This window comes from Acidobacteriota bacterium (assembly GCA_016716435.1).
Classification (GTDB): Bacteria; Acidobacteriota; Blastocatellia; order Pyrinomonadales; family Pyrinomonadaceae; genus OLB17.
The window spans coordinates 178,108-204,258 of sequence record JADJWI010000008.1 but is presented as its reverse complement, the minus strand read 5'-3'; the positions used below and the strand labels follow the sequence as shown (position 1 = coordinate 204,258).

Genomic DNA, 26,151 nt, shown 5'->3' with positions numbered 1-26,151 from the left:
TCTCTCCCTCTACTTTTCCTTGTACGTAAGCATCGAAAGCAAACTGAAACGCGACTGCTTACCAAATACGACAGCGTTCCCGTCGTTAAGCCATGCAAGCCTTGAGATATTAAGGCTTGAGTCATTGTTCTTAGTAGCTCGCTTCGGCTCACCGCCGTCGAGCGATACCGTCCAAATGTCGTCAAGATCCTCGTTTCGGGCGCTGTACGCTGCCATTCTTCCATCCGGGCTTAGAAGAATATTATAGAAATACGCATTCGCTAGGATAGATATCTGTCTGGGTCGTCCGGTAATCAATGGAATCTCGATAAGCCGGACCTCTTTCGCAAGGCCCGAACGGGAATCGGTTTCGACCGCTATCAGAGCATCCTCGCCCGCAGACCATCCGAGAAGCCGCAAACTAGCGACTGTACTGTACACCTTTTCTTGCCGAAGGGTTGAACGGTCAAGCACTAACAGACTCGTAGTCTTTTCGCCGTTTTCGCTTATAGCCTGGTCCTGGCCCGAAAATGCGATCGCAGTTCCATCTGAGTTCCAGATCGGCGAGTAATAAGACACCTTGGTGTCAGTATTAGTGGTTACCTGACGTTCGTCCGTCCCGTTCACACCAACCGTCCATAGATTTGAGGCCCCGGAACGATCCGAAAGATAAACGATCTCTTTGCTATCCCGGGTCCAATCGAACGAATTGTTCTGTATAGGGTTATACGGCGACACCGAGTAGCCTGGAACCGAAACGCCTCCGGCGGCGACCACTCGTTCACTGCCTCCATTCCGATTTGCTATCCTCAATTCCCGCGTTTGGCCGTTGATCCGAATGAACGCGATCGTAGAGCCGTCGGGCGACCATTTCGGCAGAACGCCACTTTCAGCGACGACCACTGCGTTGGGCTCAGCACGCGGCCCGTTAAGCTCGATAGACTTGATCGTCGTTCGGTAAAGGCGATCGCCGCGGTTCATGTTTCGGGCCGTCTGAAACACAAGTGCAGAATCATCGCCGGAGACTTCAGGCCAGAACGAGACGTCCAGTCCACGAACCAATGCTGTTTCCTTGCCGTTAAGGAGCGAAACCCCCCAAAGAGATGATTCCTCTTTGACCGAACCGTAAAGTATCGATCTCCCGTCCGAAGATACGTCGAGCACCACATTGTCAGACTCACTCGCGGTAAGCCTTTGCGGCTTGCTGGCCTTTCGGTCGATAACGAAGATCTGATTCGCACCATTATCAACCGAACTGAAATAGATCTTCTCTCCATCATCAGAGAGATGAAAGCTCTCGATCCGGGCCTCTGAATCAAAGACCGCTTCCTCACGGTCGCCAGCGATCACTTTTCGAAACATCGACCAATTGCTTTCCCGCTCAACGACATACGCGATCTCGGTTTCGTCCGCTGAGATATCCACAAATGTTACCTGGACCTGGTCGGAGGCGAAGTTTGTCACATTCTCTATCCGGTTGGAGCCTAGATCAAGAGCGAAAAGATCACCGTTAGATTGAAAATAGATCTTGCCGCTGCGGCCCCACGAGCGAATCTCAGCACCGCGATCTGTTAGCACCGCAACGGAACGAGGCGTTCCGCCTAGCGCCGGCGAACGCCAGATGCCAAACGAAACAGCTTGGCCCGGGGCGATCGGTCGTTCTGAAAAATAGGCGACCTCGTCGCCTTTTGGCGACCAGACCGGATCGCGGTCAGAGAATTCGTCGTTCGTAACCGGTATAGAATCGACAGAACCAGACTGCGTTACCCAAATATCCTTACTCCCCGACCGTGTGGACGAGAACGCGATCATCTTTCCGTCCGGAGAAAACTTCGCACTGCTGAATAATTCGCCCGGAGCGCTCACCCAATTTGCGACCTCGCTCGAAACGAACGAATCCGGCGTCAGCCTATCAGTCCCGGCGAAAAGGCCAAAGTACCAGAACAGGCCTCCGATCAAAACAAGCCCCGCGGCGAAGAGCAACGCATGCAGCACCGTGAACCGCCGCGTTGTAACAATTGATGCCGGCAAAGTGGACGTCGAAGGGCTAGAACCCGTTTCTGTCGAATGAACAGCCTGTTGAGCGGTCGACTCCGACAGGCGATTCGCCCTTGCCTGATATTTGATCTCGTCACGGAGATCCTCAAGGTCAAGCTGGAGATCGCGAATGTTCTGGTACCGCTGCTCACGTTCTTTGCGCAACGCCTTCTCAACAATTCGATCTAGCTGTTTCGGCAATTCCGCGACGTAAGCAAGCATTGAAGGCGGATCATCTTTGATTATCGAACTGATGAGGTCCACTGCCTCCTCACCCGAGAATGGCCGCACGCCGGAAAAAAGCTCGTATAGAACGATCCCTAGGCTAAAAATATCGCTGCGAGGATCGACCGCATGTCCTCGGGCTTGTTCCGGTGACATATATTTCGGCGTCCCGATCATCATCCCGGGCTGCGTACTGCCCATCGGAACCGTTGGCATCTCCGGGTCGGTCTGTTCAGTCGAGAAATTTGGCCGGATCTTGGCGATCCCAAAATCAACAACCTTAACGATACCGTCCTGTCGCACCATTATGTTCGCCGGTTTGATATCGCGATGAACGATCCCAAGTTTGTGGGCGGCATCTAAAGCAGAGGCGATCTGGATCGCGATATCCAAGGCCGCGTTCAACCCGGGTGGGTCATCCCGCATTAGTTCCTTAAGAGTCCGTCCCTCGACGAGTTCCCCAACAATGTAACGTTCGCCACCGTCCTCGAGTACCTCAAAGATCGTAAAGATATTCGGATGATTCAATGAAGATGTCGCTCGAGCCTCTGAAATAAAGCGCTCTAGCCTTTCTTTATCTGCAGAGAATTCGCGACCGAGCCGCTTGAGCGCGACGTTTCGATCCAGACGACTATCGCGTGCAAGATACACTTCACCCATGCCGCCTTCTCCGATCTTTGAAAGGATCTGATAGTGTCCGACGCTTTTCTCGATTGTCGGCCCGTCCGTCATATGTAGGGTTCAACAGGTGAAACGGCTCAATTGTTGCACACACTTGTCCCAAATTGAACTGTGTCAGATGAAACGAACTGTGTCCGGTCGCCTTGCTCGTGCCGCTCGTGGCACTGATCCGGGGCGGCGACCCGCTCAATTGAACCTCGCCTTTTGATCAGATCATCATGTCGCCTGACGGACTACCTCGGCAGGCCGATCTTTGCGGTCAGTTCCAAATAACGCGGGTCATCTCTGAGGAAATCGTAAACCTCTGAGGTCCGAATTGTAACGAGGAGCGGGTCGCGGGCTTCATATGCCTTGAAAAGGTATTCAAGAGCCTTTTCTTTATTACCGGTTGCGGCATAGGCATAGGCCAGGCTTTCATTGTCAAAATATATCGGCTTGTCTGCATTAACGAGGGCATCTTGTAGAGTTATCAGGCTTGCCAGATACTCCATCCAAAACCCCTTCCAACCCTTTAACTTGAATGCATTCTCGTACCGTCGGATCTCATAGTCCTTTCTGCCGTCCAGCCGAAAACCAGTCAGAAACTGCTCGATCGCATCGGCATACATCCCCTTGGCGGCGTAGGCTTCGCCAAGATTAAATCGAACGATCGGGCTTTCCGGATAGAGTTCAATGGTCTTAGTAAGCTGCTCGATCGCCTCGTCATCCCTTCCCGCAAAACCAAGAATGTTGCCCTTCATTCGGTTAATGACGAGCGAGAAAGGATCGAGTTCCAAAGCTATTGAGATATTGGCCAATGCCTCTTCGGTCCGGCCACGAAAGGCTAGGTGCTCGGCGTACCATTGGTGCGCTGTGGCGTAATTGGGACGCAGTTCGAGTGCTCTGAGATACTCCTTTTCCGCGCTGTCCCAATCATATTCATGGGTCGTGATGATGTAGCCGAGCGATGCGTGAGCTTCCGCCAGATCCTCGTCGAGTTGGAGCGCCCTCAGCGCCGCTTGCTTGGCCTTTGGAATGTACTCGAGAGGATGGTAGTTGCCGTATAACGGCATCAGTGCGTAAGTGTCGGCAGTTCCGGCATACGCTAGAGCATAATTTGGGTCCTTTTCGACTGCCTGGTCAAAGTACACAATAGCTTTTTCGAAATCTGAAACGGTCCGTTTGTTCCAGTGAAAACGCCCTTTGAGATAGAGTTGCTGCGCTTCCGAGTTGGTCGTATAGTTTTGAGCGACCCGGGACCGATCAACTGCCGTCAATTGAGGCCGCAATCGGCCCGAAACATCGCGGGCGACATCCCGCTGGAGAAGAATAAGATCATCAAGCTCTCGAGAATATTCCGCTGACCAAAGCACGTTCTGTGTCGCTGTTTCTACCAATTCCAGCCCCAATCTTAACCCGTCTTCGCTTTGCTCCAGCCGTCCAAATAATACCGTGGCGACATTCAGTTCCTCTCCGATCGTCTTGGGCGGGACATCTTTACCCTTATAAGTAAAAACCGTACTTCGCGCCTTTACAGATAGGCCCTGAAGGGTCGAAAGGCTGCGGATCAGATTCTCGGTCATACCGTCCGAGAGGTAATCCATCTCAGGGTCCCCGCTTGCATTAGCAAATGGAATCACGGCAATGGACTGGATCTCCGTCGTGTTCGTAAGGTATCTGTACGCGGCGAACGAACTCAGCGCGATGAGCAACATCATCATTGAACCGGCAGCATACAAATGTCGGCGTGTCGGTCTCGAAGCACCCATGGAACTTGCCGATAAATTTTGTGTTACTACGGCCGTCAGATCTTCACGAGTAACGTTTGTTTCTATGTCGTCGAACTCAAGTCTCCGCCGCTCCGCTCGAAGATCGGCCAGAACCTCTCCGACCTGCTGATAACGTTCCTCGGGCTGCTTCTTCAGGCACTTATTCACTATCGCCGCGATGGTCCGGGGAACGGCCGGAGCCGCCTCCGAAAACGGTATCGGATGTTTATGAAGAATGGTCTCGAGCGCTTCGGATGCATCGCTGCCGGAAAATGCTTTATTGCCGCTCAGCATTTCGTAAAGGACCGAGCCAAAGCTGAAGATATCGGATCTCGGATCAATGTCGTCGCCGCGAGCTTGCTCGGGGGACATGTAATTGGGCGTTCCGATAATTGAACCTGCGATCGTTCCGTCGCCGTTTTGCAATGCGGACATGTCGGACTCGATTGGACCCTCCACTTCGGCCCGTTCCATCAGCTTAGCAACGCCAAAATCAAGCACTTTAACAAGCCCATCCGGTCGGACCATTATGTTGTCCGGCTTTATGTCGCGGTGCACGATGCCGACCGAATGAGCTTTCTCCAAAGCGGAAGCCACCTGGATCGCGATGTCGAGCGTCGATGCGAGCAAAAGCTTCCCCGTGGCGACCAGTTCTCTAAGAGTTTCCCCTTCAACAAACTCCGTCGCGATGAACTTTCTGCCTTCGGATTCGCCGATCTCGTGAATCGTGATTATGTTCGGATGATTGAGCCCGGAAGCTGATCTGGCCTCGAGGACGAATCGCTCCATTCGGCCCCGGTCACCCGAAAACATATCGGGAAACAGCTTTAGTGCGACCGCTCGGTTCAGTCGCGAGTCTTCGGCGAGATAAACCTCGCCCATTCCGCCGACGCCGAGCAGTTGAACTATTTTGTAATGAAGAATGGTTTTCCCGACGAGCTTTTTCGGCGACGTCCTTTCTGCCAACATCTCCGCCGCAAGAACTGTCGGGGCCTCGTCCAGAAAATGCTCGGCCGTTGATTCAAACTCGAGAAGAGACTCGATCTCGCGGCGAAGTTGATCGTCACCGCCGCATTCATGACTAAGAAATGAAGCCCGCTCGTCGGCCGGCACTTCTAATGCGGCGTGAAAGATCTTTTCGATTTTACCTAGTTGGTCCGAATCCATTTGTCTCAGGGCTTCTGGACGCCAAGCTCACGAAGCAGCCATGTCCGTGCAAATCGCCAGTCTCGTTTTACCGTCTCAGGTGAAACCTTCAGCACTTCGGCGATCTGGTCATTGGTGATGCCGGCGAAATATTTCATCTCAACTATCCGGCTTTTCCGGTCATCGAGCTTTGCAAGTTGCTGTAACGCGTCGTCAAGAGCAAGGATCTCTTTTGCCTGTTCTTCGGCGGCCGCAAAATCGTCATTGAGCGTAACCCTTTCCTGCCAACCGCCGCGTTTTTGGCTCTGCTTGGATCGGGCATAGTCAACCAAAATGTGCCGCATTGCCGTGGATGCAACAGCAAAGAAATGAGCACGATTCTGCCAGCCGGCTCCTTCGCGGTTAGCCAGCTTGAGATAGGCCTCGTGAATCAGGTCGGTAGTCTGAAATGTGTGTCCAACCGGTTGGCGCCGCATGTGGTGGCGGGCCATTTTACGCAGCTCGTCGTAAACAAGCGGCATCAATTGCTCAAGCGCAGCCGTGTCCCCGTCGCCCCACTCAGAAAGAAGGACACTAATCTGCTGCGAACTGCCTTGATGCATAGAATTTACGGCGAGAAGAGTAGCGTTAGTATAGACCCAAACCTGCGAAAAAAAAACCTACAGCCCATTACACTTTTCGCTCCCTTTTCTCGTTTGTATCGGCAGGGAATGAATTCGCGTCAGTACCTTTGTTTCAGCGGGAAGCTTAGGCTTGGCTGATAACGTCGAAGCCGCTTCATCCGGGTGCGGAACGCCCGAACAATGAACAGCTGCCTGTCACGATAACAACATTCTAACCATTCAAAACAAAGGAGATACGAAATGAAAGGACTATTTTCACGCATGCTGGCCATTGGCTTGATCGCTCTGGTTTTCAGTGCTGCGGAACTTACAGCTCAACGGTCGGAACACACGTTCATCGTAGTGAACAAGACCAATGTTGTTATCAACGCTCTCTATGTGACGCCGCACAACGCAAAAGACTGGGGCGAAGACATTCTTGGAGCCGACGTTTTAGACATCGGCGACGATCTCGGGATCGTACTTGCCCGCCGGGAGACTGCCAGGCTCTGGGACCTCCGCATCGAGGACAGCGACGGCAACTCTATCGAATGGGACCGGCTAAATCTTCGGGAGATCTATTCCGTCTCGCTCTATTACAAGAACGGCAAAGCGACGGCCATTTTTGATGAGTTCGTAGCGGATGTCGCGGGAACTTGGGACGGCTACTATGACGACGGGACCAGATCGCCGTATGTATGGTCGATCCGGCAGAATGGAGCCAATCTTACCATCACCGACGCAAAAGGCGGATCGACCCGATCGCGAGGAACGATCAAAGGCAGCAACGTCCGAGCCCTTGATTTCGCGACCCAGAATGGAAAACTTTCGGCTGATGGATCGCGCATCACGTGGTCCGACGGTGTTGTTTGGATCCACCGCTAACCGGAAGTGGCCCGAGCGGATTGAAAAGAAAAAGAATAGAACGTAAAGGAGAACAGGATGAGAAATTTAACGCGATTGACAATATTTGCCGCATTGGTGCTTGGGTTTATGTGCATCCCGGGCATCGGAACCACGGAAGCATCGGCACAGGGTAGACAGGACTTCACTCTTGTGAATCGGACCGGCGTCGAGATCTATGCCCTCTATGTTTCGCCGCATAGTTCAAACGACTGGGGTGAGGACATTCTCGGAGCTGACACACTTCTTTCCGGCGAGGAGCTTGATGTCTTTTTTTCGATAAGGGAACGAGCCAAGCTCTGGGACATCCGGATCGAGGATGATGAAGGCAACTATATCGAGTGGGAACGGCTTAACCTACTCGAGATCTCAAAGGTGACGCTTTACTACCGCAACAAGAAACCAACGGCCGTGGTGGAATAGCGGCAGATCGAAACAGATACAGGAGAGATGATGAAGAAAAAACTAATTGGAATGGTCGCGATAGCGGCATTCGGGATGAACACGATCGGCTGCTCATTTTCGGTAGGCACCGATATGGCAAACAGCAACACAGCGGCGAACACGGCAAATTCAGCCAAACCGGCCGCTTCGAACACCAATAGCGGAAACACCGCCAAAACGGATAGTTCAGCAAAGCCCAAACTGAAGGGTGAGGCCAAACCTGCCGACGGAACAGCGAAGACCGCGAGCAAGAACAACCCGGTCCCTTCGGACTGGATCTATATCTATGACGATGCAAAGGGATACGGATTCTCACTGCCGGAAGGCTCTGAGGGCGAAAGCGAAACGGTCGAAGGCATAGACGTTTTTGCGGCGACTACGCCCGCACCTTCCGAGATCGACATTTTCGTTCTTGCCTACAAAGACAAGACGCGAACGAAGGAAGATCTGCTGGCTGATGCGGTCGAGTTCCTTGAGGCTCTTGGGCAGCAGGTGACGCCCGGAGACCTCAAGGCAGAAGGCGGAGACTATGCCGTTGCGGATGCGACAACCATCCATCCTTCACGCGGCAAGGGCAAGCTCAGAATACTTGTCGGCACCGACATCACTGATAACTACGTGATGATCCTCGGCACCGAAGAAGCTCGTTTCGCAGCCAACGAGAGCATCATCGATGCGATCTGGGGCAGCTTCGAGATGTGGAGCGGAGGCAATTAAGAGGCAAAGAGCGGAACGACAAGACGTTCTTATCGTTCCGCTTTTTAATTCTCCGAACCGTCAAAGTAACTGGCGTTAAAATTTGCCGCACGCAGCCACGGCTGCCGCGTAAGAGCGGCACAACAGGAGAAGTAGAATTATGCGAAACATTATAAGATTCACACCTAAGGCATTATTAGTTCAGGCCTTTGCAGTTGCAATGCTGATCGGAACGATGAACTTGCCGGCCTCGGCTCAAACCCGGATCCGTTTTGCCCGCGGAGCTTCCTCGGCAACGGTTAACGGCAATCTTTCCGGCGGATACAGCCGCTCATACGTTGTCGGTGCCAGGGCCGGACAGATGCTCACCGTCCGCGTTAGATCGACCGGAAATGTGTGGCTCGACATCGGCGGGAATGAAGTAGGAACCGGGATAACGATCGAGTGTAACTCGACAGACGATTACATCATTACCGTAAACAACAGCAATAATTACGCGGCCAACTACTCACTTTTCGTCGCAATCAACTGATCGGACGCTAGGTTTCAAAACTAACCCGGCTGCTTCGTACTCGGCGGTGGACGTGTTTCAACTCACGTCGGTCCTCTGAACAATTGCCATTTCGTTCGAGTATACGCAATATTGAATCCGTTCTTCTGTGCATTTCGCTGCGACTGGCTGCCCGGTGCCGCTCCCATGATCGCAAGCGAACAGCCTTGCGATGCGGCAAACGAAAGACGGTCTTCGAGCAAGGCGGTTTGGGCCCCCTGGTTTCGAGCATCGGGGATCGTACTAGCCCCCGCGAGCATGCACACACTGTCATAGATAAAAAGCATTCCCGTCGCGATAGCTCGGCCGCCGAGTTCGGCAAGATACGGGTAAGAGCCTTTACATTGGGCGCTGATCTGCCCGAAATTGAACATAAAATCTGCAAGGCCTTCATCCTCAGTCGCCCACGCACTGGCCGAGGTTCTCGCCCAAAGGTCAACCTCGTCCGGGCCAATAACGCGTGTCAACAATGAAGGCGATCGCGGCTTCTGGACGACCGTTTCGGCAGCCAGTTCGCGATACATAACGCTCGTCAGTTCGACCGGCCGATAGCCGCGATCACCAAGAAGCGTCAACAGCGACGGATCGGCCATCGGGCTTACTTCGTGAAATACCGGAGCCCCACGTTCTCTGTAGAAATCTTCGATTCTTTCCAAGTGCTCCGACGTCGCTTCTTCAAAAACGCCTAGGCCAAATGTTTGCGTGAGCGGAGATTCGGTACCGTCGAACATCGCAAATGTCCCGCCGACCTCGATCCACGCCGCACCGCTATCCGGATCAAGCCGTGCACGCGTTTCGACAAAATCTGCATTGACCCGAGCCTCTGTGCGTTCTAATTTCCGAGAGAACGAGCGGTCAACGAACGTTTTCATAACCCGATTATTCTGCATTTGGTAGGCACGATTGCCACGAAAAAGCGACCGACGCCCACCGTATCACTTCACGGCAGTAGCCTCGGCCCTACGAAAAGCCATACGCCCAGCCCGACAGCTACACCTACTACGGTCATCGCTAGTTCAAGCCATCCACCATGTTTGAAAGCTCTCCGACCAAAATATGCAATGGCGACGATCACCGCAACCGCGGTCGGTATCGCAACAAAGAGCGGGTCGATCCCGACCGCCCTCGCAAAATTGAACTCATCGAAATTCGGATTCGGCTGATAGCCGGCGGCTCGCAGGTAGATGTAAACGAAATTCACGATACGCCCAAGCGGGGCGGCCAGGCCTATTATCACTAGAAACGGAAGATACTTGTATCTGAGTAAAACCCCGGCAGCAACTAGCGATACGTATGTAATTACCGGTCCGACTGCCGCTGCGAACGCGACTTGGCCGCTCGTCAACGCGGACTTGTCGGCCGAGACCGACGCCGAACGCAGCACCACACCTTCGACCCCAAAACCGATGTAGGCCAAAAAATGTCCCAGCTCATGCGAAACGATGGAAAACGGAACTACAAAAATGCCGATTATCGAATACAAGCCGATTTTTGAAATGAATTTCTTCAATGGCAAAATCTAGTTGCTTCTTTGGCGACCGAATCAGATCTTTACACATTCGCCGCGTTTGATGAACTGTCCGTAACCTTGTTTGCCGGAGTGTTCGCCGTTTTGGATAACGACGCGGCCGCGAGAGAGGACGGTCTCGACCTTTCCTTTGATTTTCCAGCCTTCGTAAGACGAATAATCGACGTTCATATGCTCGTGTTCGACGCCGAAGGTGGTTTCACCATCTGGGTCGAAAATGACGATGTCGGCATCCGAACCGACGGCGATCGTGCCTTTCTTTGGGAACATCCCGAACATCTTCGCGGCCGCGGTCGATGTCAGTTCAACAAAGCGGTTGAGCGAGATGCGGTTCTCGACAACACCGCCGTTGTAGATGAGGGCGAGGCGATTCTCTACGCCCGGGGCACCGTTCGGGATCTTTGTGAAATCATCTTTGCCCAACTCCTTTTGCTCCTTCATGCAGAACGGGCAGTGGTCGGTCGAGATCACTTGCAGGTCGTCCATCTTGAGGCCGGTCCAAAGGTCAGCGCAGTTGTGCTTTTCGCGAAGCGGCGGAGTCATCACATACTTCGCACCGTCCCACCCATCGCCGTAATCTTCGATCGAATGGAAAAGATACTGCGGACACGTCTCCGCAAAAGCCGCAATTCCGCGGTCTCTTGCTTGTCGCACCTGATTCAAAGCATCGGTGCAGCTTAGATGAACAATGTAAACCGGCGATTCCGCCATTTCGGCAATTGCGATCGCACGGTGAACGCCCTCAGCCTCTGCGATGGTCGGCCGCGTCAAAGCGTGATACTTAGGAGCGGTCCGGCCGTCCGCAAGAAATCGCTTGATGATCTCGTTGATGACGATGCCGTTTTCCGCGTGCATACAAATGAGGCCGCCTCGCTGTCCTGCCGCCGACATAGCCCGAAAGATCGTCGCGTCGTCCGCCAAAAACACGCCCGGATACGCCATGAACAACTTGAACGACGTGATGCCCTCGTCCATCAAGGAGTACATCTCTCGCTCGTTCCCGTCTTCGAACACGGTCGTGATCAGATGAAACCCATAGTCGATCGCCGTCTTGCCCTCGGCCTTTTTGTGCCAGGCATCGACGCCCGAGGTCATCGATTCGCCTTTCGTCTGCACCGCAAAATCGATGATCGTCGTCGTCCCGCCAAACGCCGCCGCCCGCGTTCCGGTAAAGAAATCGTCCGACGAATACGTCCCGCCAAACGGCAGCTCCATATGCGTATGCGGATCGATCCCGCCGGGAATGACAAGCTTCCCCGAGGCATCAATAACAACATCCGCCTCGATATCAAGTGACTTTCCAATTGTCGTCACCGTCTCACCGTCGATAAAAATATCCGCGACGTAATCATCAACCGCAGTGACAACCCGGCCATTTGTGATCAGTGTCTTCATAGCTTCATCACGATGCTTTCCGCATCCTCCAATAGCTTGTCCAACTCGGCTTTCGGCAAGTACTTTCCGTTCACGACGACTGCGTTGATCTTTTTTGTGTTCCTGATATCCTCGAGCGGATTCGCATCTAGCAGAACGAGATCAGCAAGTTTTCCTGCTTCGATAGTTCCAAGTTCCTTCTCTCGTTTGAGAAATATTGCGGGATTCAAGGTCGCCGACCGCAAAGCTTCGAGCGGGGAAAGCCCGCCCTTCACCAACAGTTCGAGCTCGTCGTGTAGGCTAAATCCAAAAAACAAAAACGCAAAGTTGGAGTCGGCGTCGGTTCCCGCAAGTATTTTGGCGCCGCCGCGATGAAGGTCCGCTGGCATTTTGATACGGTTTGCAAATTCGCGCCGCCGCTCGCTCAAGATCGCGTCCTCGCCGCGGTTGCCGTAAACCATTTGACCGCTAACGAAACCGACATCCCACTGGATATTTTCGCGCCACGTCTGCAGCTTTGCCTTGGGAACAAAGCGAAGCCGCGGATCCTTGAAGCGTTCTGAAAACTCCGGCCCTTCCCAATATTCGTTCCTGAACCGGGTCTGCATTTCGACCAATGTAGGGACGAACCAAGTTCCGTTCCGGGCAAATTTCTTTCCCAATTCGACGCACTTTTCAGAGCTGTAGGTGTTCAGGCCGAGCAAAAACGCTTTTTCCTCATTGAGCCAGTAGGCCTTTGGGTCATCATTGCCTAAATTGAATTGCTTCAATAATATTTCACGAATTTCAGTCTCAGCGGTCGCACACGCCATCCGGTGACGGTACGAATGCTCGATGCTCCTCATTCCGGCGTCGGAAGCCTCGACGGCGGTAAGGGAAAGGGGAACGTGCCCATCGAGCGGGATTCCCGATCGCTTCGTTTCATCCGCTGCTGCAAAGAAGACTTCGCGAGAAAGACGAGTATAGATCTTTATGAAATCCATTCCGAATTCTTTCCGCTTCTTGATCTCGTTGCGAATTTCATCGGCGGTGTTGGTTTCAATGTAGCTCGCTCGGCTTTTGGGTGAACCGTCAAATTGCCGTCCGCTCGCGACAAATCTTGGGCCGAAAACTTTGCCTTGCTCTACGTCATCGCGCAGTTTTGTAATTTCACCGGACGGCATGATCGCTCCGGGATCGCGGACACCGGTCACACCGTTCGCGATGTTGAGCAGCGATGACCACGCCCAACGGTCCAGACTGTGGCTGTGCATATCCCACATACCGGGGATCAGGAACTTCCCGGTGGCATCGATAACCTGAGCCTTTTCCGGGATCCGCGGCGTTTTGGCGACGGCAGAAATGCGGTTTCCTTCAACCACGACGGACAAGCCAGGAATGGCTAGACCGCTTTCCATGTCGATCACGGTGACGTTCTGAAAGACGACCGGCTGGACCGGTCGGCTTGGTGAGATCTGCGACGACGTGACTGTCAAACAAAGTAGCAGGAGCGTCAATACCGATATGAATCTCATAGTTTTTACTCCGGTTGAAGTTCTAGGTAGCCAATAATACCCTTCTTGTCCTCGCCGATCTCGACTATGACGTTCATGCTTTCAAATTCCACAGCATATTTGTATAGCACCACCTCGCCGATATCGGTTCGTTCCAGAAGTTCGAACTTCGTGATCGGGCCGATCGTCTTCAAATATGCGATCAATCGGTCGTTCGGATCGCTTAGGGCCCGAAAAAGCCGTGGCGAGAACCGCTTCTCGTCCGGCTTTCCGGCTAAGATGTCTTCAATGACCTTTCGGAAGCCTGCGGTTCGCTCGGGCTCCGGGTCTTTGATCGTCTTCGGCTTTACTGCCGAATCGAAAGCCTCTGCTATCCCATTGCCGAGCCGGGCCGGGTTTGCGTTCTCCGAATTCGCGAGGGCGATGACCGTAAGCCCGCGGTCCGGGTAACGGGCGATGAACGACTTAAATCCCTGCCAAGCCCCGCCGTGCTCGATGACCTTAAAGCCGTTTACGTCCCGAAGCGCCCAACCGAACCCGTACCGCCGCTCGCGGCCGTCATTGAGCTTGACCGGCGTCCACATCTGGTCGTAGGCGGCCTTGCTCAAAAGCTTTCGTCCGGCAAGTGCCTCTTCCCAACGGATCATGTCGAGCACAGAAAAATACAAGGCACCGTCGGCGGTCGTGTTCAGCACCGGGGAAACCCATTCCTGATTTTTCACCTCGCCGTTGCGGAGCACGTAACCCGCGGCACGGTTCGGTACGATATCGCTCTCGCTTATCACCCGTGCCGTCGTCATCCCGAGCGGTTTGAACACACGCTCGGTCAGAAAGTCGCCGTAAAATTTCCCGGTCACTTTCCGGATGATGATGCCGAGTGTTACGTAACCAAAATTGCTGTATTGCCACTTCTCACCCGGAGCAAAGGCGAGCGGAGTTTCCTTGATGATCTTGAGCAACTCATCCTCGGTGTAGTCTTTTCGAAAGTCGAAGCCTCTCGAGTAGTCGGTAAAGCCGCCCGTGTGCGTCAGCAGATGTTGGACGGTAACATTCGCCCAGGATTCCGGCACTTCGCCGAGATACTTGCCGATCTTGTCGTCCAGGCCGATCTTTCCCTCATCGACCAGCAGCATTATCGCGAATGCCGTGAACTGCTTCCCGACCGAGCCCGATTGGAAGATCGTCTCCGGCTTGACCGGCACGTTATGCTCGATGTTCGCGAGGCCGTAACCCTTTACTACAAGCGGCTTGCCATCCTTGATGACCGCGACCGAAACTCCGGGGATCTTCTTCCGCTCCATTTCGGCTTTAACAAAAGCGTCAACCGCAGCCTCGGCCGTTGCCTGAGCTTGGGCCGCAAATGAAGCGATACCGACAATGAGAGAAAACAAGACTAGACCTTTTAATTTCATATTTTACTTGACCCGGGTGAACGGCATATCCCGCATTCGCGACCCGCCAACATGAAGATCAACGATCTTTCCTTCCCTATCGCGGATGACCCACGCGACCGCATTGACGCCGCCGATACTGAAATGGTCCTTGTAGAGCGGGGTAAGCGGGAGTTTCGTGGTCGGGCGCTGTGTTAAAAAGGCTTTTCCATCCTCGACCACAAATATGAAAGACGCTTCGGCTTCCTCGCTGTGCCAAACGCCTGCGAAGGCCGATAGCTCGTTGGCCGACGGTGTCCACGCTTCCTCGAACACATGGCGAACGACGTCGCCGTTGGTGTCGACCTCAGCGTAGTCGGGCTTTCCGCCAGCGGCAAGCTTGAATGAGACCTTGCTCGGTCCGTATTGAAACGAGCCATCCGGAAGCGGGGTGAGCGGGCGGCCGTTGAGCAAGAGTTTGCCATTCTCGAGTGTCGTTCGGCTCGGGTAGCGTGTTCGCTCGTTCCGCCAGAGACCGACATACTTTTGCAAAGTTTCGGGGGCGATGGTTGCCGCCCGAGCCGTATCCGTAGGCTGCTGAGGAAAGGGGCCAAAGATCTCGTCGGTGACGTCGGCTGCGATCCGGCCGGCACTTGGACTTGTACCATTGCAAAGCACCGCGACCGAAACTTTCTGGTCCGGGTATCGAGCGAGAAACGTCTGGTAACCGGCGGTCGAACCGCCGTGCGATACATCTCGCATGCCGCGATAGGTGCTGACATTCAAGCCAAGTGCATATTCGATCTTTCGTCCATCGTTAAGCACGCCCTGAGTTTCAAGCGCATCGACAAGCGGTTTGCCCATCGACGCGGAATCCAGCATCGCGTTCCATTTCAGCCAGTCGCCGACGGTTGTCAGCATGCCGCCGTTTCCGTATACGCTCATGATCGGCATATCGAGTCGCCACGGAGCATTCGCACCCTGACGCGAGTAGCCTTGCGCACGCCCCGGTACGAGACGTTGATAGTCGTCGCGCCACGAACTGTTTTTCATGCCGAGCGGCTTGAAGAAGCGTTCGTCGATAAAGACGGGCAGCTTTTGTTTCGAAACACGCTCGGCGATGAGCGTCGCAAGTTGATATCCGCTGTTCGAATAGGAATACTCGGCGCCGGGTTTGAAATCGAGGCCTTTTTGTCTAAACACGATATCAAGCGCGACCTCCTGTGAGATGACGCGGTCGCCGCGTCCAACGCCCGTAAGTGCCATCACCGCACCCCAATCGCGAAGGCCCGCGGTATGGTTGAGCAGATGGCGGATGGTCATTTTCGAACCGTAATCGGGCAGCTCAGGCACGTATTTTCGGACGTCGTCATCGAGGTTTAGCTTGCCTTCCTGCTGTAGCAGTACAAGGGCCGCTGCGACGAACTGCTTTGCAACAGAACCCGATTCGAAGACAGTGTTCGGCGTGTTAGGTACGCTGTGCTCCATCTCAGCGAGACCGAAAGCCTTTTCAAAAACGCTCTCGCCATCGAGCGAAACCCCAACCGCACAGCCCGGAGCAAGCATCGGATTCGTCTTCGCCGCCTTATCGAATGCCCGCTCGGTGCCGGAGACTACCTTAACTCTGTCGAGAGTTTGGGATCGGGTGACCGACGCAAAGCATAAAATTATCAGCAAACCACTTAAGAGGGTCTTTCGCATAAAAATATCGTATCTGAACGCTATGGAAGATTACGGCTCTTGATCCTGAGTGCACAGTGCTCACACGCGAGTCGTATGTCCGCAAAGGCTTCCGACTCTTCGTTCCAACCACCCGTTTCAATTGCTTTTTTCTCGCACTGGTCGCACCAGGCATTGATGCACCCAAAGAAATCGTCGTCTTCTTCTTTGTCGTACTCTTCAGGTTCATTCCAACCGACATTAAATTCCGCTAGAAGATGCACACATAGAAAAGCGGGTCTCGATTCCCCATGGCTCCTACATTCTACAAACTTAACGTCCATTCATCTCCGACTTTTGCGTACACTAAAAGGCCTGATCCAACGCCTCAACCAACTGATCTACCGTATCTTTCCTTGCATTCAGCATCAGCCCGGTTCGGATCACGTTGCCATACAATCCGCCCTTTCCTATAAGCACGCCGCGGCGTTTTGTCTCTTCGAATACGCGGAGAACGGCTTCGGGGTTCGGTTCTTTTGTCTGGCGGTCTTTGACGAGTTCGATGCCGAGCATCAAACCCATCCCGCGAACGTCGCCGATGATCGGATGGCGTTCTTGAAGCTCGAGCAAACGCTGTTTCAGGTATTCGCCGACGACGCGGGCATTTGTTCGCAGGTCGTCTTCTTCGATGACGTTGATCACCGCAAGGCCGACCGCACACGAGACCGGATTGCCGCCAAAGGTCGAGAAGGTCAGGCCGGGAAACGCATCGGCGACCTCGGGCGTTGCGATCGTCCAACCTATCGGCACGCCGTTGCCCATACCTTTAGCCGATGTGATGATGTCCGGCTCGACTCCCCAATGCTCGATGCCGAACCACTTGTCGCCCGTCCGCCCCCACGCAGCTTGGACTTCGTCCGATATGAACAATCCGCCGTGGCTTCGGGCGATCTCCGCGACTCGCGGGAAATATTCCTTTGGCGGGATAATAAAGCCGCCGACACCAAGTATCGTCTCGGCCATGAATGCCGCGATGTTTCCGGTCGTCGTGGTGTTGATAATGTCCTCGACGTCGTCCGCACAAGCGACGCCGCACGATGGATACTCAAGCTTGAACGGGCAACGGTAGCAGTACGGAGCCGCGGCGTGGATGATCCCCGGAACCTGCGAGGCAACCGGCCGCCACGTCTTGTGCCCGACCGATGAAAGTGCCGTCGCCGAGCGTCCTGCATATGAATGCCGAAGCACGATGATCTCCTGGTTCCCGGTCGCGAGCTTTGCCGCGAGAACGGCAGTGTCGTCCGCCTCCGTTCCGCTATTCGAAAAGAACGATTTTTTGAGTTTACCCGGTGAGATCTCCGCCAGCTTTTCCGCCAGATCGCTCTGCGGCTGATTGGCATAAAGCGTCGAGGTGTGGGCGATCTTATCAACCTGCCCTTTCCACGCCGCATTCACCCGCGGATTCGCGTGCCCGAGGCTAACCGTCAGCACACCGCCGAAACAATCAAGGTACTTGTTGCCTTGATCATCCCAAACATATTCGCCCTCGCCATGCGTCAAGGCGATCGGTTCCTGGTAGTAATTTGCAACTGCAGGAAAAAGAAATTCTTTGTGCTTTCTCACGGCCCCGGAAGGGGTGTTTCTTTCTATTTTCGGTTCCATAGCGTTTTGTACGTTGGACGAAGTTTATGCGAATATTATCAGAAAAATGCTCTTTGTCCGATGAAGGCCGGAGAAGCACAGTTGATTCCCCTTCGGATTCCCAGTACGAGATGTTCAGCACTTTGAGGTCAACAGTCAAATGAAACACCAAACCGCCCTTCCCATAATCCTTCCGGTTCCGTTTCTTGTAGCCGCCACCTTTCTTTTGGCATTCGCCCTAGCTGCGAATGCGAATGCCCAGTCAAGCCTGCAAAACGAGATCCGTTCATTTAAGCTTTCCGGCTCGTCCGTTCAGCTTGAAGATCGCGTCTTTCAGCGGGATCGCGTCACGATGAAATTGAACGGAACGCTCTACTTTGCCGAGCCCGTTAATGGACGGGTTACAGGAGCGGTCTTCATTGGCAATGGCTCCTTTTCCGCGGAAACCGCTCCGATCGAGTATGAGCGAGCCTATGTAAACCGGCTTATCAAAGCGGACAACATTGAGAGCAGTTTCACCAACGCGGTTTTCAGGTTCTCGGACGATACTTTCGAAGTGCTTGGGAGCGGTTCTACTTCTGGCTCGACGCCGAGTCTCGCGGCTGAACTTGCCGCCGAGATCGATGCAAAGATGCTCAGGCAGACCGGAGCCAACCTCGCATCGCGCATAGCCGCATCGATCGCAAATTCAGAACCCGACGGAGTGTTTTTCGGTCACTTCCTCGGGGGCAAGTTCGGTGACTTTAGCTATTTGTTCGATCCGCAAACGCGGATCCCCGCGGCAAACTTTGGGCTGAACGGTGGCGAAAAGGGCGTCATCTTCAACTACCTTAGGGCGATCGGGGACAGTGAGGTCCTTACAGCATTCTATAGCCTAGCCGACTACCAACGTGGAGAGGTCGAGTACTCCGACATGGCCGACGTTATCGACGCGCTCCATCACGATATCGAAGTTGACCTCCGCGAACCGAAAAAGAAGCTCGCGATCCGTATGTCGCTCGAGTTGCAGCCGCTCGCTAAGAACGTACGCGCGATACCTTTTCTGATCGGTGAATCGCTCGGCGAATACGGCGATGCACGGCTAAAGAAACAAATGCGGATCCGATCGGCCAAGCTCGGTGGAGCCGATGTGGAGTTCGTACAGGAAGACTGGGAAGGCGGCTTTACGGTATTCCTTTCCGAACCTTTAGCGCTCGGCAAGCGAGTGGTTCTTGAGATCACTGCCGAGGGTGACTTCCTGCGTCAACCCGATGGTTTGGCCGATTTTTCGTACCCTCGGTCTAATACAGCTTGGTATCCGCGTCACGGATACCTCGACCGCTCGACCTATTCGTTGACGTACCTTCACCCGAAAAAGCTCAAGATCGGCAGTGTAGGCCGCAGGGTCGCGGAGTCACCGTGGCCGGAGGATAAGGATCTCAGCGTTACGACGTATTCTATGCCGCGCCAGATCGCTCTTGCGACATTCGCCATCGGCCCGTACCAACGCCACGCGGAGACCGTGACGTTTGACGGTACGGACCGTAGGATCCCTCTTGAATACAATTCCGTATCGGGTGCCGTGCTTGCGATAAAAGAGGATTTCATTCTCGCCGAGATCTCAAATTCAGTCCGCTATTTCGACAAGCTCTTCGGCGCTTATCCGTACGAGACGTATTCGGCTTCGTTTCACCCCTATGGTTTCGGCCAGGGCTTCCCCTCAATGTTGATGATCCCGCCGACCGACCGGGCAGGCAAGTATACTTACGCATTTATCGCTCACGAGACCGCCCATCAGTGGTGGGGGAACATTGTTGCGTGGCGTTCCTATCGCGATCAGTGGCTAAGTGAAGGCTTTGCCGAATATTCGGGGGTTCTATACACTTCGCTGAGAGAAAATCCGAAGGCGGCTCGGAACCTGATCGAAGAGATGCGTGATTCGCTTCGCCGTCCTCCATTGACCACGACGGGCATAGGAAAGGGTAAGCTGAACGAGGTCGGGCCGATCATTCTCGGCCATCGGCTTAACTCCAGCAAGACCTTCGGTGGCTATCAGACTTTGATCTATAACAAAGGCGGTCTCGTGCTTCGAATGCTTCATTTTCTCTTTACCGATCCCTCAAGCGGAGACGGAGAGCCGTTCTTCAACATGATGCGGGCATTCGTCGAAAAGCACAGAGACGGGACCGCATCTACCGATGATTTTCGAAAGGTCGCGAACGAACATTTTGCAAAGACCCCGATCGCGAGAAAATACAACATCTCGAATCTTGATTGGTTCTTCAAACAATGGGTTTACGAAACTCACTTGCCCAAATTCAGGCTTGAGCACACAGTAGAACCCCAACCAGACGGATCGGTGATGTTAACCGGGCACGTACTCGCGGAGAACGCTCCCGACGATTTCTTTATGCCCCTGCCACTGGCTATCGGTTTCGGCGGGAATCAGGCAGCAAACGGAACTGTTGCTGCCTATGGCCCAAAGAATGCCTTTCGGATCAAACTTCCTCGCAAACCGCAGAAGGTTGAACTTGACCCGAACAATTGGGTACTTTCCGAGAGCACGTCAACGAAATAGAAGACAGGATCTCTCGCGGCAGGTATGTCTAATATCTGCCGACAGGTATTCAAACGGTTACGCCGCGGTTAGTGTGTAAGGAACCAAATATGGAATGAAAGCGGGCGACTCGGTCAATAAAGATTTCCTTCGCGTTTGCGGCCTGTGTGGTCGACGTAAACTACTTTCATTTCACTATAAAAATCGAGTGCGACCGAGCCTTGTTCGCGCGGACCGATGCCGCTGCCTTTGATTCCGCCGAACGGGATGTGTGCCTCGCCGCCGGTTGTGGGCGAATTGATGTGGGTCATCCCCGATTCTATTTCGTTCACAAATCGAGTGATGATGTTGTAATCGTTCGAAAATATCGAGGACGAAAGGCCATATTCGGTGTCGTTCGCAACCGCCATCGCTTCGTCCAGATCTTTGACACGCATGATCCCGAGAACCGGGCCGAAGATCTCTTCGCGGGCGATGCGCATATCAGGCGTAACATGGTCGAACACGGTCGGCTCGACAAAAAATCCATTCTCCATGCCGTCGCCGGTAGCTCGATTGCCGCCGCAGAGCAGGGTCGCACCGTCTTCGCGGCCTATATCGACGTACTTTAACACCGTGTTGAACTGCGATTCATCGACCGACGGTCCGATCTCGCTCGTTTCGTCAGCCCCCGGGCCGAGCTTGTAAGCTTTCGCACGAGCGACGATCTTTTCGACAAAAGCATCCGCGATCGTATCAACAACTACGGCACGCGATGACGCCGTGCATCGCTGGCCGGTCGAGCCGAATGCACCGGCGGCCGTGTGTTCCACAGCGAGATCTATATCGCAATCCGGCAGAACTACGACCGGATTCTTGCCGCCCATTTCCGCCTGGAAGGGAATGCCGCGTTTTGCGACCTCGCCGTACATCTTCAGCCCGATCTCCGTCGAACCGGTGAACGAAACGGCCCGGACGGCAGGATGGTTCACGATCTCGTCACCAACCTCGCCACCCGAACCGATCACAAGATTCAGAACTCCGTCCGGCACGCCGGCCTCTTTGAACAGCTCAACTATTCGGACTGCCGTTGCCGGCGTGTTGGACGCAGGCTTAAAAACAACCGTGTTGCCGGCCGCAAGCGCAGGTGCGATCTTCCAGACGGGGATCGCGACCGGGAAATTCCATGGAGTTATTATCCCGACAACGCCATGCGGCTCTCTGATCGTATATGCCCAATTCGAGGGCAATTCGCTCGGTATCGTTTCACCGTTCAGCCGCCGCGTTTCGCCGGCACAGAATTCGACGACATTCGTCGCGCGTTGAACCTCGCCGCGGGCCTCGGAAATAACTTTGCCCTCTTCGCGTGTGATCATTTGGGCAAGTTCTTCCTTGTGCTGCTCCATCAGCCGTGACATCAACGTGAGGATACGCCCGCGTGCCGGTGCAGGGGTTTGTTTCCACGCCTTGAACGCGTTGAATGCTACCTCGACCGCTTTGCCCGCTTCCTCGCGTGTGCATAACTGTGCCTCGCCGATCACATCATTTGTGTCGGCAGGGTTAATGTTAGGAAGACCTTTGCCCGAGGCCGAGTCGGTCCACTTTCCGGCGATAAAACTACGAAAAACTTGCATAACTGATCACTCAAGATTAAAGGTACTGCTCATGTCAGATCATTTGAACTAACACCCTTTTGCGGATGCACATGGGCTCTCTTATACTTACGCCAAGTTGCTGAAAACAGCCTGATTCTATCGCGAAAAGAAATGTTCAACAACATCGTCGAACTCCTAAATTTCCGCGCCGCCGAACACTCGGACAAACCGTTTCTCTATTCCGAAGCGGATGCTCGCGAATGGACATATGACGAGTTCAACAAGAGTGTTAACCGAACGGCAAACCTCCTGATCTCCCGCGGAATCAAAAAAGGCGACGTCGTCAGCCTTCTGCTCCCAAATTCCGCTGAATACATCATCGCCTATTTCGCTTGCTGGAAGATCGGTGCCATCGCCGGGCCGGTCAACAGCTTGCTCAAATCCGAAGAGATCGATTGGATCGTCAACAACTCTGAATCCAAGCTCCTCCTAACCGCCAGCACAGGCGGAAACCCGAGCGGTAGGGAGGGTGTTGGTCAGGTCCCAACCATCGAATTCAACGACGTCGAAGCCGCAACCGCGGGCCAGAGCAGCGAACTTGCAGAAACCGACATATCCGAAAACGACGAGGCGATCATAATCTATACCTCGGGCACGACCGGCAAGCCGAAAGGCTGTTTGCTGACCCACGGCAACCTGATCGCCAACGCACGGCAGATAACCGAATGGCTCGGCTATGGCCCGGAGGACCGCCTGCTGACGGTAATGCCGCTTTTTCATATGAATGCCGTGACGGTAACGACCATGACGGCGCTTTACGCCGGCGGCTCGACGGTCGTCTCGCCAAAGTTCTCCGCATCGCGGTTCTGGGACATCATCGAAAAATACGGCATTACATCCTTTGGCTCCGTCGCCACGATGCTCTCAATGCTGCTAAAGGTGAGCAGTGGGCAGCAAGCGGTAAACAGATCGGACGAAGAACTGCTTACGGCTCAACGCTCACCGCTCACTTCGCTTCGCTTCGCGATGTGCGGCTCCGCTCCGGTTCCTGCCGAGGTCTTGCGGAAGTTCGAAGAGACCTTCGGCGTTTTGGTGATCGAGGGCTACGGTTTGAGCGAATCGACCTGCCGTTCGACGTTCAACCCGCCGAATGAGAATCGCCGTCCGGGCTCCTGCGGACTCCCGATCGGCAACGACATGCGGGTGGTCGATGAAGAGGACAACGAAGTTCCGGACGGAACTCTGGGCGAGATCGTACTCCGTGGGCCGAACATCTTCAAGGGATATTTCAAAAACGCCGAAGCGACCGAGAAAGCCTTCGCCGGCGGATGGTTCCACACCGGCGATATCGGCTATCGCGACGCCGATGGCTTCTATTACATCGCCGATCGCAAGACCGACATGATCATCCGCGGCGGTGAGAATATCTATCCACGGGAGATCGACGACCTGCTCTACACGCATCCCGCGGTCGCCCACGCAGCCGTCATCGGAGTTCCGGACGAGCTTTACGGCGAAGAGGTCGCCGCCTTCATCGTACTGAAAGATGGATTTGAAAGCTCCTCTCCTTACGAAGGAGGGGTGTCCGCCGCTCCGGGCGGACGGGGTGGTTCTCTCATCACTCAAGAGGACATTGTCGACTTCTGCAGACTCCACCTCGCCGATTTCAAATGCCCGAAGACCGTTCACTTCGTCGACGAGATTCCAAAAGGCCCGACCGGCAAGCTTCTCAAACGCGAGCTTGCCCGAACCTACGACCGGCATAAGATTTCAGGCTAATAGCTAACGGCTTACAGCTAAAAGCTTTACCCAAAATTGATTTGAGACTTGAAGGCCAAAATTGTAAACTTACGCTTCCTTATGGCCGGTAGAGTATTAGGTATTGCAGTTGTCGGCGTCGGCGGGGCGGTCGGGACGACCATGGCCGCTGGTATCGAGTTGCTCAAAAATGACCTTATCGGCACCGAGGGGTTGCCGCTGGCTGACCTCGAGATCGAAGGGCTCGCAGACTACAAAGATATAGTTTTCGCCGGCTGGGATCTCTTTCCGGAGAACCTTGCGAAGGCAGCCGAGAGCCACGAAGTTCTAACCTATAAACAGCATGTCGCGGTTGAAAATGAACTGGCGGGGATAAAGCCCTGGCCCGCTATCGGCGACGAGCGTTTTCTTTCGCTAATCGAAGGTCAGAATAAGATCGGAGCCGGCGGCCATCGTGCAACTATCGAAAAACTTCGCAGAGATCTCGCCGGTTTCAAAGAAAAATGCGATGCGGTCGTTGTCATAAATCTTGCCTCGACCGAAAAGCTCGTCGCAGAGGGCAATGAAATTTTTAATAGCCTTGCGGGATTTGAGAAAGCTCTCGACAAAGAATCTGCAGCCATCTCGCCCGGGATGCTTTACGCCTACGCGGCGATCGCTGAGGGCGTGCCGTATGGAAACTTCACGCCTTCGGTGGCCGCTGATATTCCGGCATTGATCGAGTTTGCCCAGGAGCGGAACGTCCCGCTCGCCGGCAAGGACGGCAAGACCGGGCAGACGTTCATCAAAACCGTACTCGCCCCCGCACTTCGAAGCCGGGCGCTGCACGTTGATGGTTGGTATTCGACGAATATCCTCGGTAACCGCGACGGGCTAGCCCTTTCGAACGAGGACTCGCTCGCCTCAAAGGTAAAGACGAAGCAGAGTGTGCTCGACGATATTCTCGGCTACCCGGTCGAAGACCACATCGTAGATATCCGCTATTACCGGCCTCGCGGCGATAACAAAGAGGCTTGGGACAATATCGATATCCGCGGATTTCTCGGCCAGACAATGCAGATCAAGGTCAATTTTCTCTGTAAAGACTCGATCCTCGCCGCCCCGCTCGCCATCGAGATCGCCCGTTGCCTTGACCTCGCTCAGCAGCGTGGCGAGGGCGGCATTCAGGAACAGCTTTCGGTCTTCTTCAAGCTCCCGATGGCCAAGACCGGAAAGCCCGAGCACGCTTTCCACCTACAGGAAGAAATGTTGATGCAGTGGCTCAGTCCTCGAAAGTAGCAGCCGTTTGCCGCGTTCGGTTCACCCGGAGTTCAAGGACATCCGGCCTTGAATAATGCCCGGTCGGGTCAAAGTTTTGCCGTTCCTCGCGGACCCGCGTGTGGTCCAGTGTGGCGATGAGAAGTTTTTCTTCATCGCAAAAGGGCTCTATCACCCAATTCCCGTCCGGGCCGGCGATGCACGAACCGCCATTTGCCAAAAATTCCGGCGCGTTTTCGATCAACTGCTCGATCCCTGGCAAATCCGCCGGCAAGTCGCTCCGCCGCATCAGGCCGGAGACCGAAGCCACGAACGATCGGCCCTCGAGTGCCATGAACCGCGTGATGTCATTCGTGTTGCGCTTGCTCCCGGGCCAGACGGCGACGTGCAGATCCTCGCCCTGTGCGTAGAGCGACGTACGGGCAAGCGGCATCCAGTTTTCCCAGCAATTCAAACCGCCGACCGTGAACTCGCCGAGCCGATGCGTCCGCAATCCGTTGCCGTCACCGACGGCCCACGTCATCCGCTCGTCGTAGGTCGGCATCAGCTTCCGGTGAACCGAGCCGATCTCGCCTGACTTGGAGATATAGACCAGCGAGGCGTAAACGCTCTCGCCACGGTCGCCTGGCCGTTCGATAATGCCGAGATAAACGGCGATCTTCTTCTCCGCTGCGAGCCGGCAGATGCCGTCAAGGTCCCCGCGTTCTGTGACTACCGCCTGCTTGATATACTCCGCATGAAACGCCTTGTGGAAGTGCGAATTGAAAGCCGTTTCTTTCGAATACTCGATCCAGAATGGATATCCGGGAACGAGTGCCTCGCCGAATGCGACAAGGTCCGCCCCGCTCGCTGCGGCCTCCGAAATGCTGTCCGCGACCTTCGCAAGTGTCTTCTCGCGATCGAACCAAACCGGAACAATTTGTGCCAGAGCTATCGTTAACGTGTCCATT

19 protein-coding genes are annotated in these 26,151 nt (G+C 54.3%); 7 read left to right on the top strand and 12 right to left on the bottom strand.

Annotation, left to right across the window (positions count from 1 at the left end; genetic code table 11):
* Window positions 1-9: 9 nt before the first annotated feature.
* From IPM21_12945 to IPM21_12935, 3 genes are all read right to left on the bottom strand, one after another.
* Window positions 10-2,901, bottom strand: coding sequence for a serine/threonine-protein kinase (locus tag IPM21_12945; protein MBK9164788.1), 2,892 nt, complete (start codon window positions 2,899-2,901; stop codon window positions 10-12).
* A 254-nt stretch (window positions 2,902-3,155) separates the two neighbouring features.
* On the bottom strand, window positions 3,156-5,837 hold the full coding sequence (locus tag IPM21_12940; protein MBK9164787.1) for a protein kinase: 2,682 nt from the start codon (window positions 5,835-5,837) through the stop codon (window positions 3,156-3,158).
* Window positions 5,838-5,842: 5 nt separating this feature from the next.
* Window positions 5,843-6,418 (bottom strand): sigma-70 family RNA polymerase sigma factor, encoded by a 576-nt coding sequence (locus IPM21_12935; protein ID MBK9164786.1) that lies wholly within the window; start codon window positions 6,416-6,418, stop codon window positions 5,843-5,845.
* Between the two features lie 261 nt (window positions 6,419-6,679).
* On the opposite strand from IPM21_12935, the gene IPM21_12930 reads away from it, so the two are divergent.
* From IPM21_12930 to IPM21_12915, 4 genes are all read left to right on the top strand, one after another.
* Window positions 6,680-7,303, top strand: coding sequence for a hypothetical protein (locus IPM21_12930; protein ID MBK9164785.1), 624 nt, complete (start codon window positions 6,680-6,682; stop codon window positions 7,301-7,303).
* 57 nt (window positions 7,304-7,360) lie between these two features.
* Window positions 7,361-7,744: an argininosuccinate lyase gene (locus IPM21_12925; GenBank protein ID MBK9164784.1), complete on the top strand. Its 384-nt coding sequence runs from the start codon at window positions 7,361-7,363 to the stop codon at window positions 7,742-7,744.
* 30 nt (window positions 7,745-7,774) lie between these two features.
* Window positions 7,775-8,482 carry a hypothetical protein gene (locus IPM21_12920; protein ID MBK9164783.1) on the top strand — a complete coding sequence of 236 codons (708 nt, stop codon included), beginning with the start codon at window positions 7,775-7,777 and terminating at the stop codon, window positions 8,480-8,482.
* A 139-nt stretch (window positions 8,483-8,621) separates the two neighbouring features.
* Window positions 8,622-8,993 carry a hypothetical protein gene (locus IPM21_12915; GenBank protein MBK9164782.1) on the top strand — a complete coding sequence of 124 codons (372 nt, stop codon included), beginning with the start codon at window positions 8,622-8,624 and terminating at the stop codon, window positions 8,991-8,993.
* Window positions 8,994-9,055: 62 nt separating this feature from the next.
* On the opposite strand, the gene IPM21_12910 is transcribed toward IPM21_12915, so the two are convergent.
* From IPM21_12910 to IPM21_12880, 7 genes are all read right to left on the bottom strand, one after another.
* A complete protein-coding gene (locus IPM21_12910; GenBank protein ID MBK9164781.1) occupies window positions 9,056-9,883 on the bottom strand; it encodes a GNAT family N-acetyltransferase in 828 nt (275 codons plus the stop codon).
* Between the two features lie 68 nt (window positions 9,884-9,951).
* Window positions 9,952-10,521: a hypothetical protein gene (locus tag IPM21_12905; GenBank protein ID MBK9164780.1), complete on the bottom strand. Its 570-nt coding sequence runs from the start codon at window positions 10,519-10,521 to the stop codon at window positions 9,952-9,954.
* Between the two features lie 33 nt (window positions 10,522-10,554).
* Window positions 10,555-11,934 carry a dihydropyrimidinase gene (gene hydA / locus IPM21_12900; GenBank protein ID MBK9164779.1) on the bottom strand — a complete coding sequence of 460 codons (1,380 nt, stop codon included), beginning with the start codon at window positions 11,932-11,934 and terminating at the stop codon, window positions 10,555-10,557.
* On the bottom strand, window positions 11,931-13,427 hold the full coding sequence (locus tag IPM21_12895) for an amidohydrolase family protein (GenBank protein MBK9164778.1): 1,497 nt from the start codon (window positions 13,425-13,427) through the stop codon (window positions 11,931-11,933). Before IPM21_12895 ends, hydA begins: the two co-directional genes overlap by 4 nt.
* Before the next feature lie 5 nt (window positions 13,428-13,432).
* The gene (locus tag IPM21_12890) at window positions 13,433-14,797 is read right to left on the bottom strand and encodes a beta-lactamase family protein (GenBank protein MBK9164777.1); all 1,365 of its coding nucleotides are present in this window, start codon (window positions 14,795-14,797) and stop codon (window positions 13,433-13,435) included.
* 24 nt (window positions 14,798-14,821) lie between these two features.
* Window positions 14,822-16,477: a beta-lactamase family protein gene (locus IPM21_12885; protein ID MBK9164776.1), complete on the bottom strand. Its 1,656-nt coding sequence runs from the start codon at window positions 16,475-16,477 to the stop codon at window positions 14,822-14,824.
* Window positions 16,478-16,801: 324 nt separating this feature from the next.
* The gene (locus IPM21_12880; protein ID MBK9164775.1) at window positions 16,802-18,097 is read right to left on the bottom strand and encodes an aspartate aminotransferase family protein; all 1,296 of its coding nucleotides are present in this window, start codon (window positions 18,095-18,097) and stop codon (window positions 16,802-16,804) included.
* 139 nt (window positions 18,098-18,236) lie between these two features.
* Here IPM21_12880 and IPM21_12875 point away from each other — a divergent pair, with 139 nt between their 5' ends.
* The gene (locus tag IPM21_12875; GenBank protein ID MBK9164774.1) at window positions 18,237-20,633 is read left to right on the top strand and encodes a hypothetical protein; all 2,397 of its coding nucleotides are present in this window, start codon (window positions 18,237-18,239) and stop codon (window positions 20,631-20,633) included.
* Between the two features lie 113 nt (window positions 20,634-20,746).
* Here the strand turns inward: IPM21_12875 and IPM21_12870 are convergent, their stop codons facing one another.
* A complete protein-coding gene (locus tag IPM21_12870) occupies window positions 20,747-22,225 on the bottom strand; it encodes an aldehyde dehydrogenase family protein (protein MBK9164773.1) in 1,479 nt (492 codons plus the stop codon).
* 132 nt (window positions 22,226-22,357) lie between these two features.
* On the opposite strand from IPM21_12870, the gene IPM21_12865 reads away from it, so the two are divergent.
* Together IPM21_12865 and IPM21_12860 are read left to right on the top strand one after the other, a co-directional pair.
* Window positions 22,358-23,965, top strand: a complete 1,608-nt coding sequence (locus IPM21_12865) for a long-chain fatty acid--CoA ligase (protein ID MBK9164772.1) — start codon at window positions 22,358-22,360, stop codon at window positions 23,963-23,965.
* A gap of 81 nt (window positions 23,966-24,046) precedes the next feature.
* Window positions 24,047-25,222 (top strand): inositol-3-phosphate synthase, encoded by a 1,176-nt coding sequence (locus IPM21_12860; protein MBK9164771.1) that lies wholly within the window; start codon window positions 24,047-24,049, stop codon window positions 25,220-25,222.
* Here IPM21_12860 and IPM21_12855 read toward each other — a convergent pair.
* Window positions 25,206-26,150 (bottom strand): carbon-nitrogen hydrolase family protein, encoded by a 945-nt coding sequence (locus IPM21_12855; protein ID MBK9164770.1) that lies wholly within the window; start codon window positions 26,148-26,150, stop codon window positions 25,206-25,208. The genes IPM21_12860 and IPM21_12855 overlap by 17 nt on opposite strands.
* Window position 26,151 lies beyond the last annotated feature (1 nt).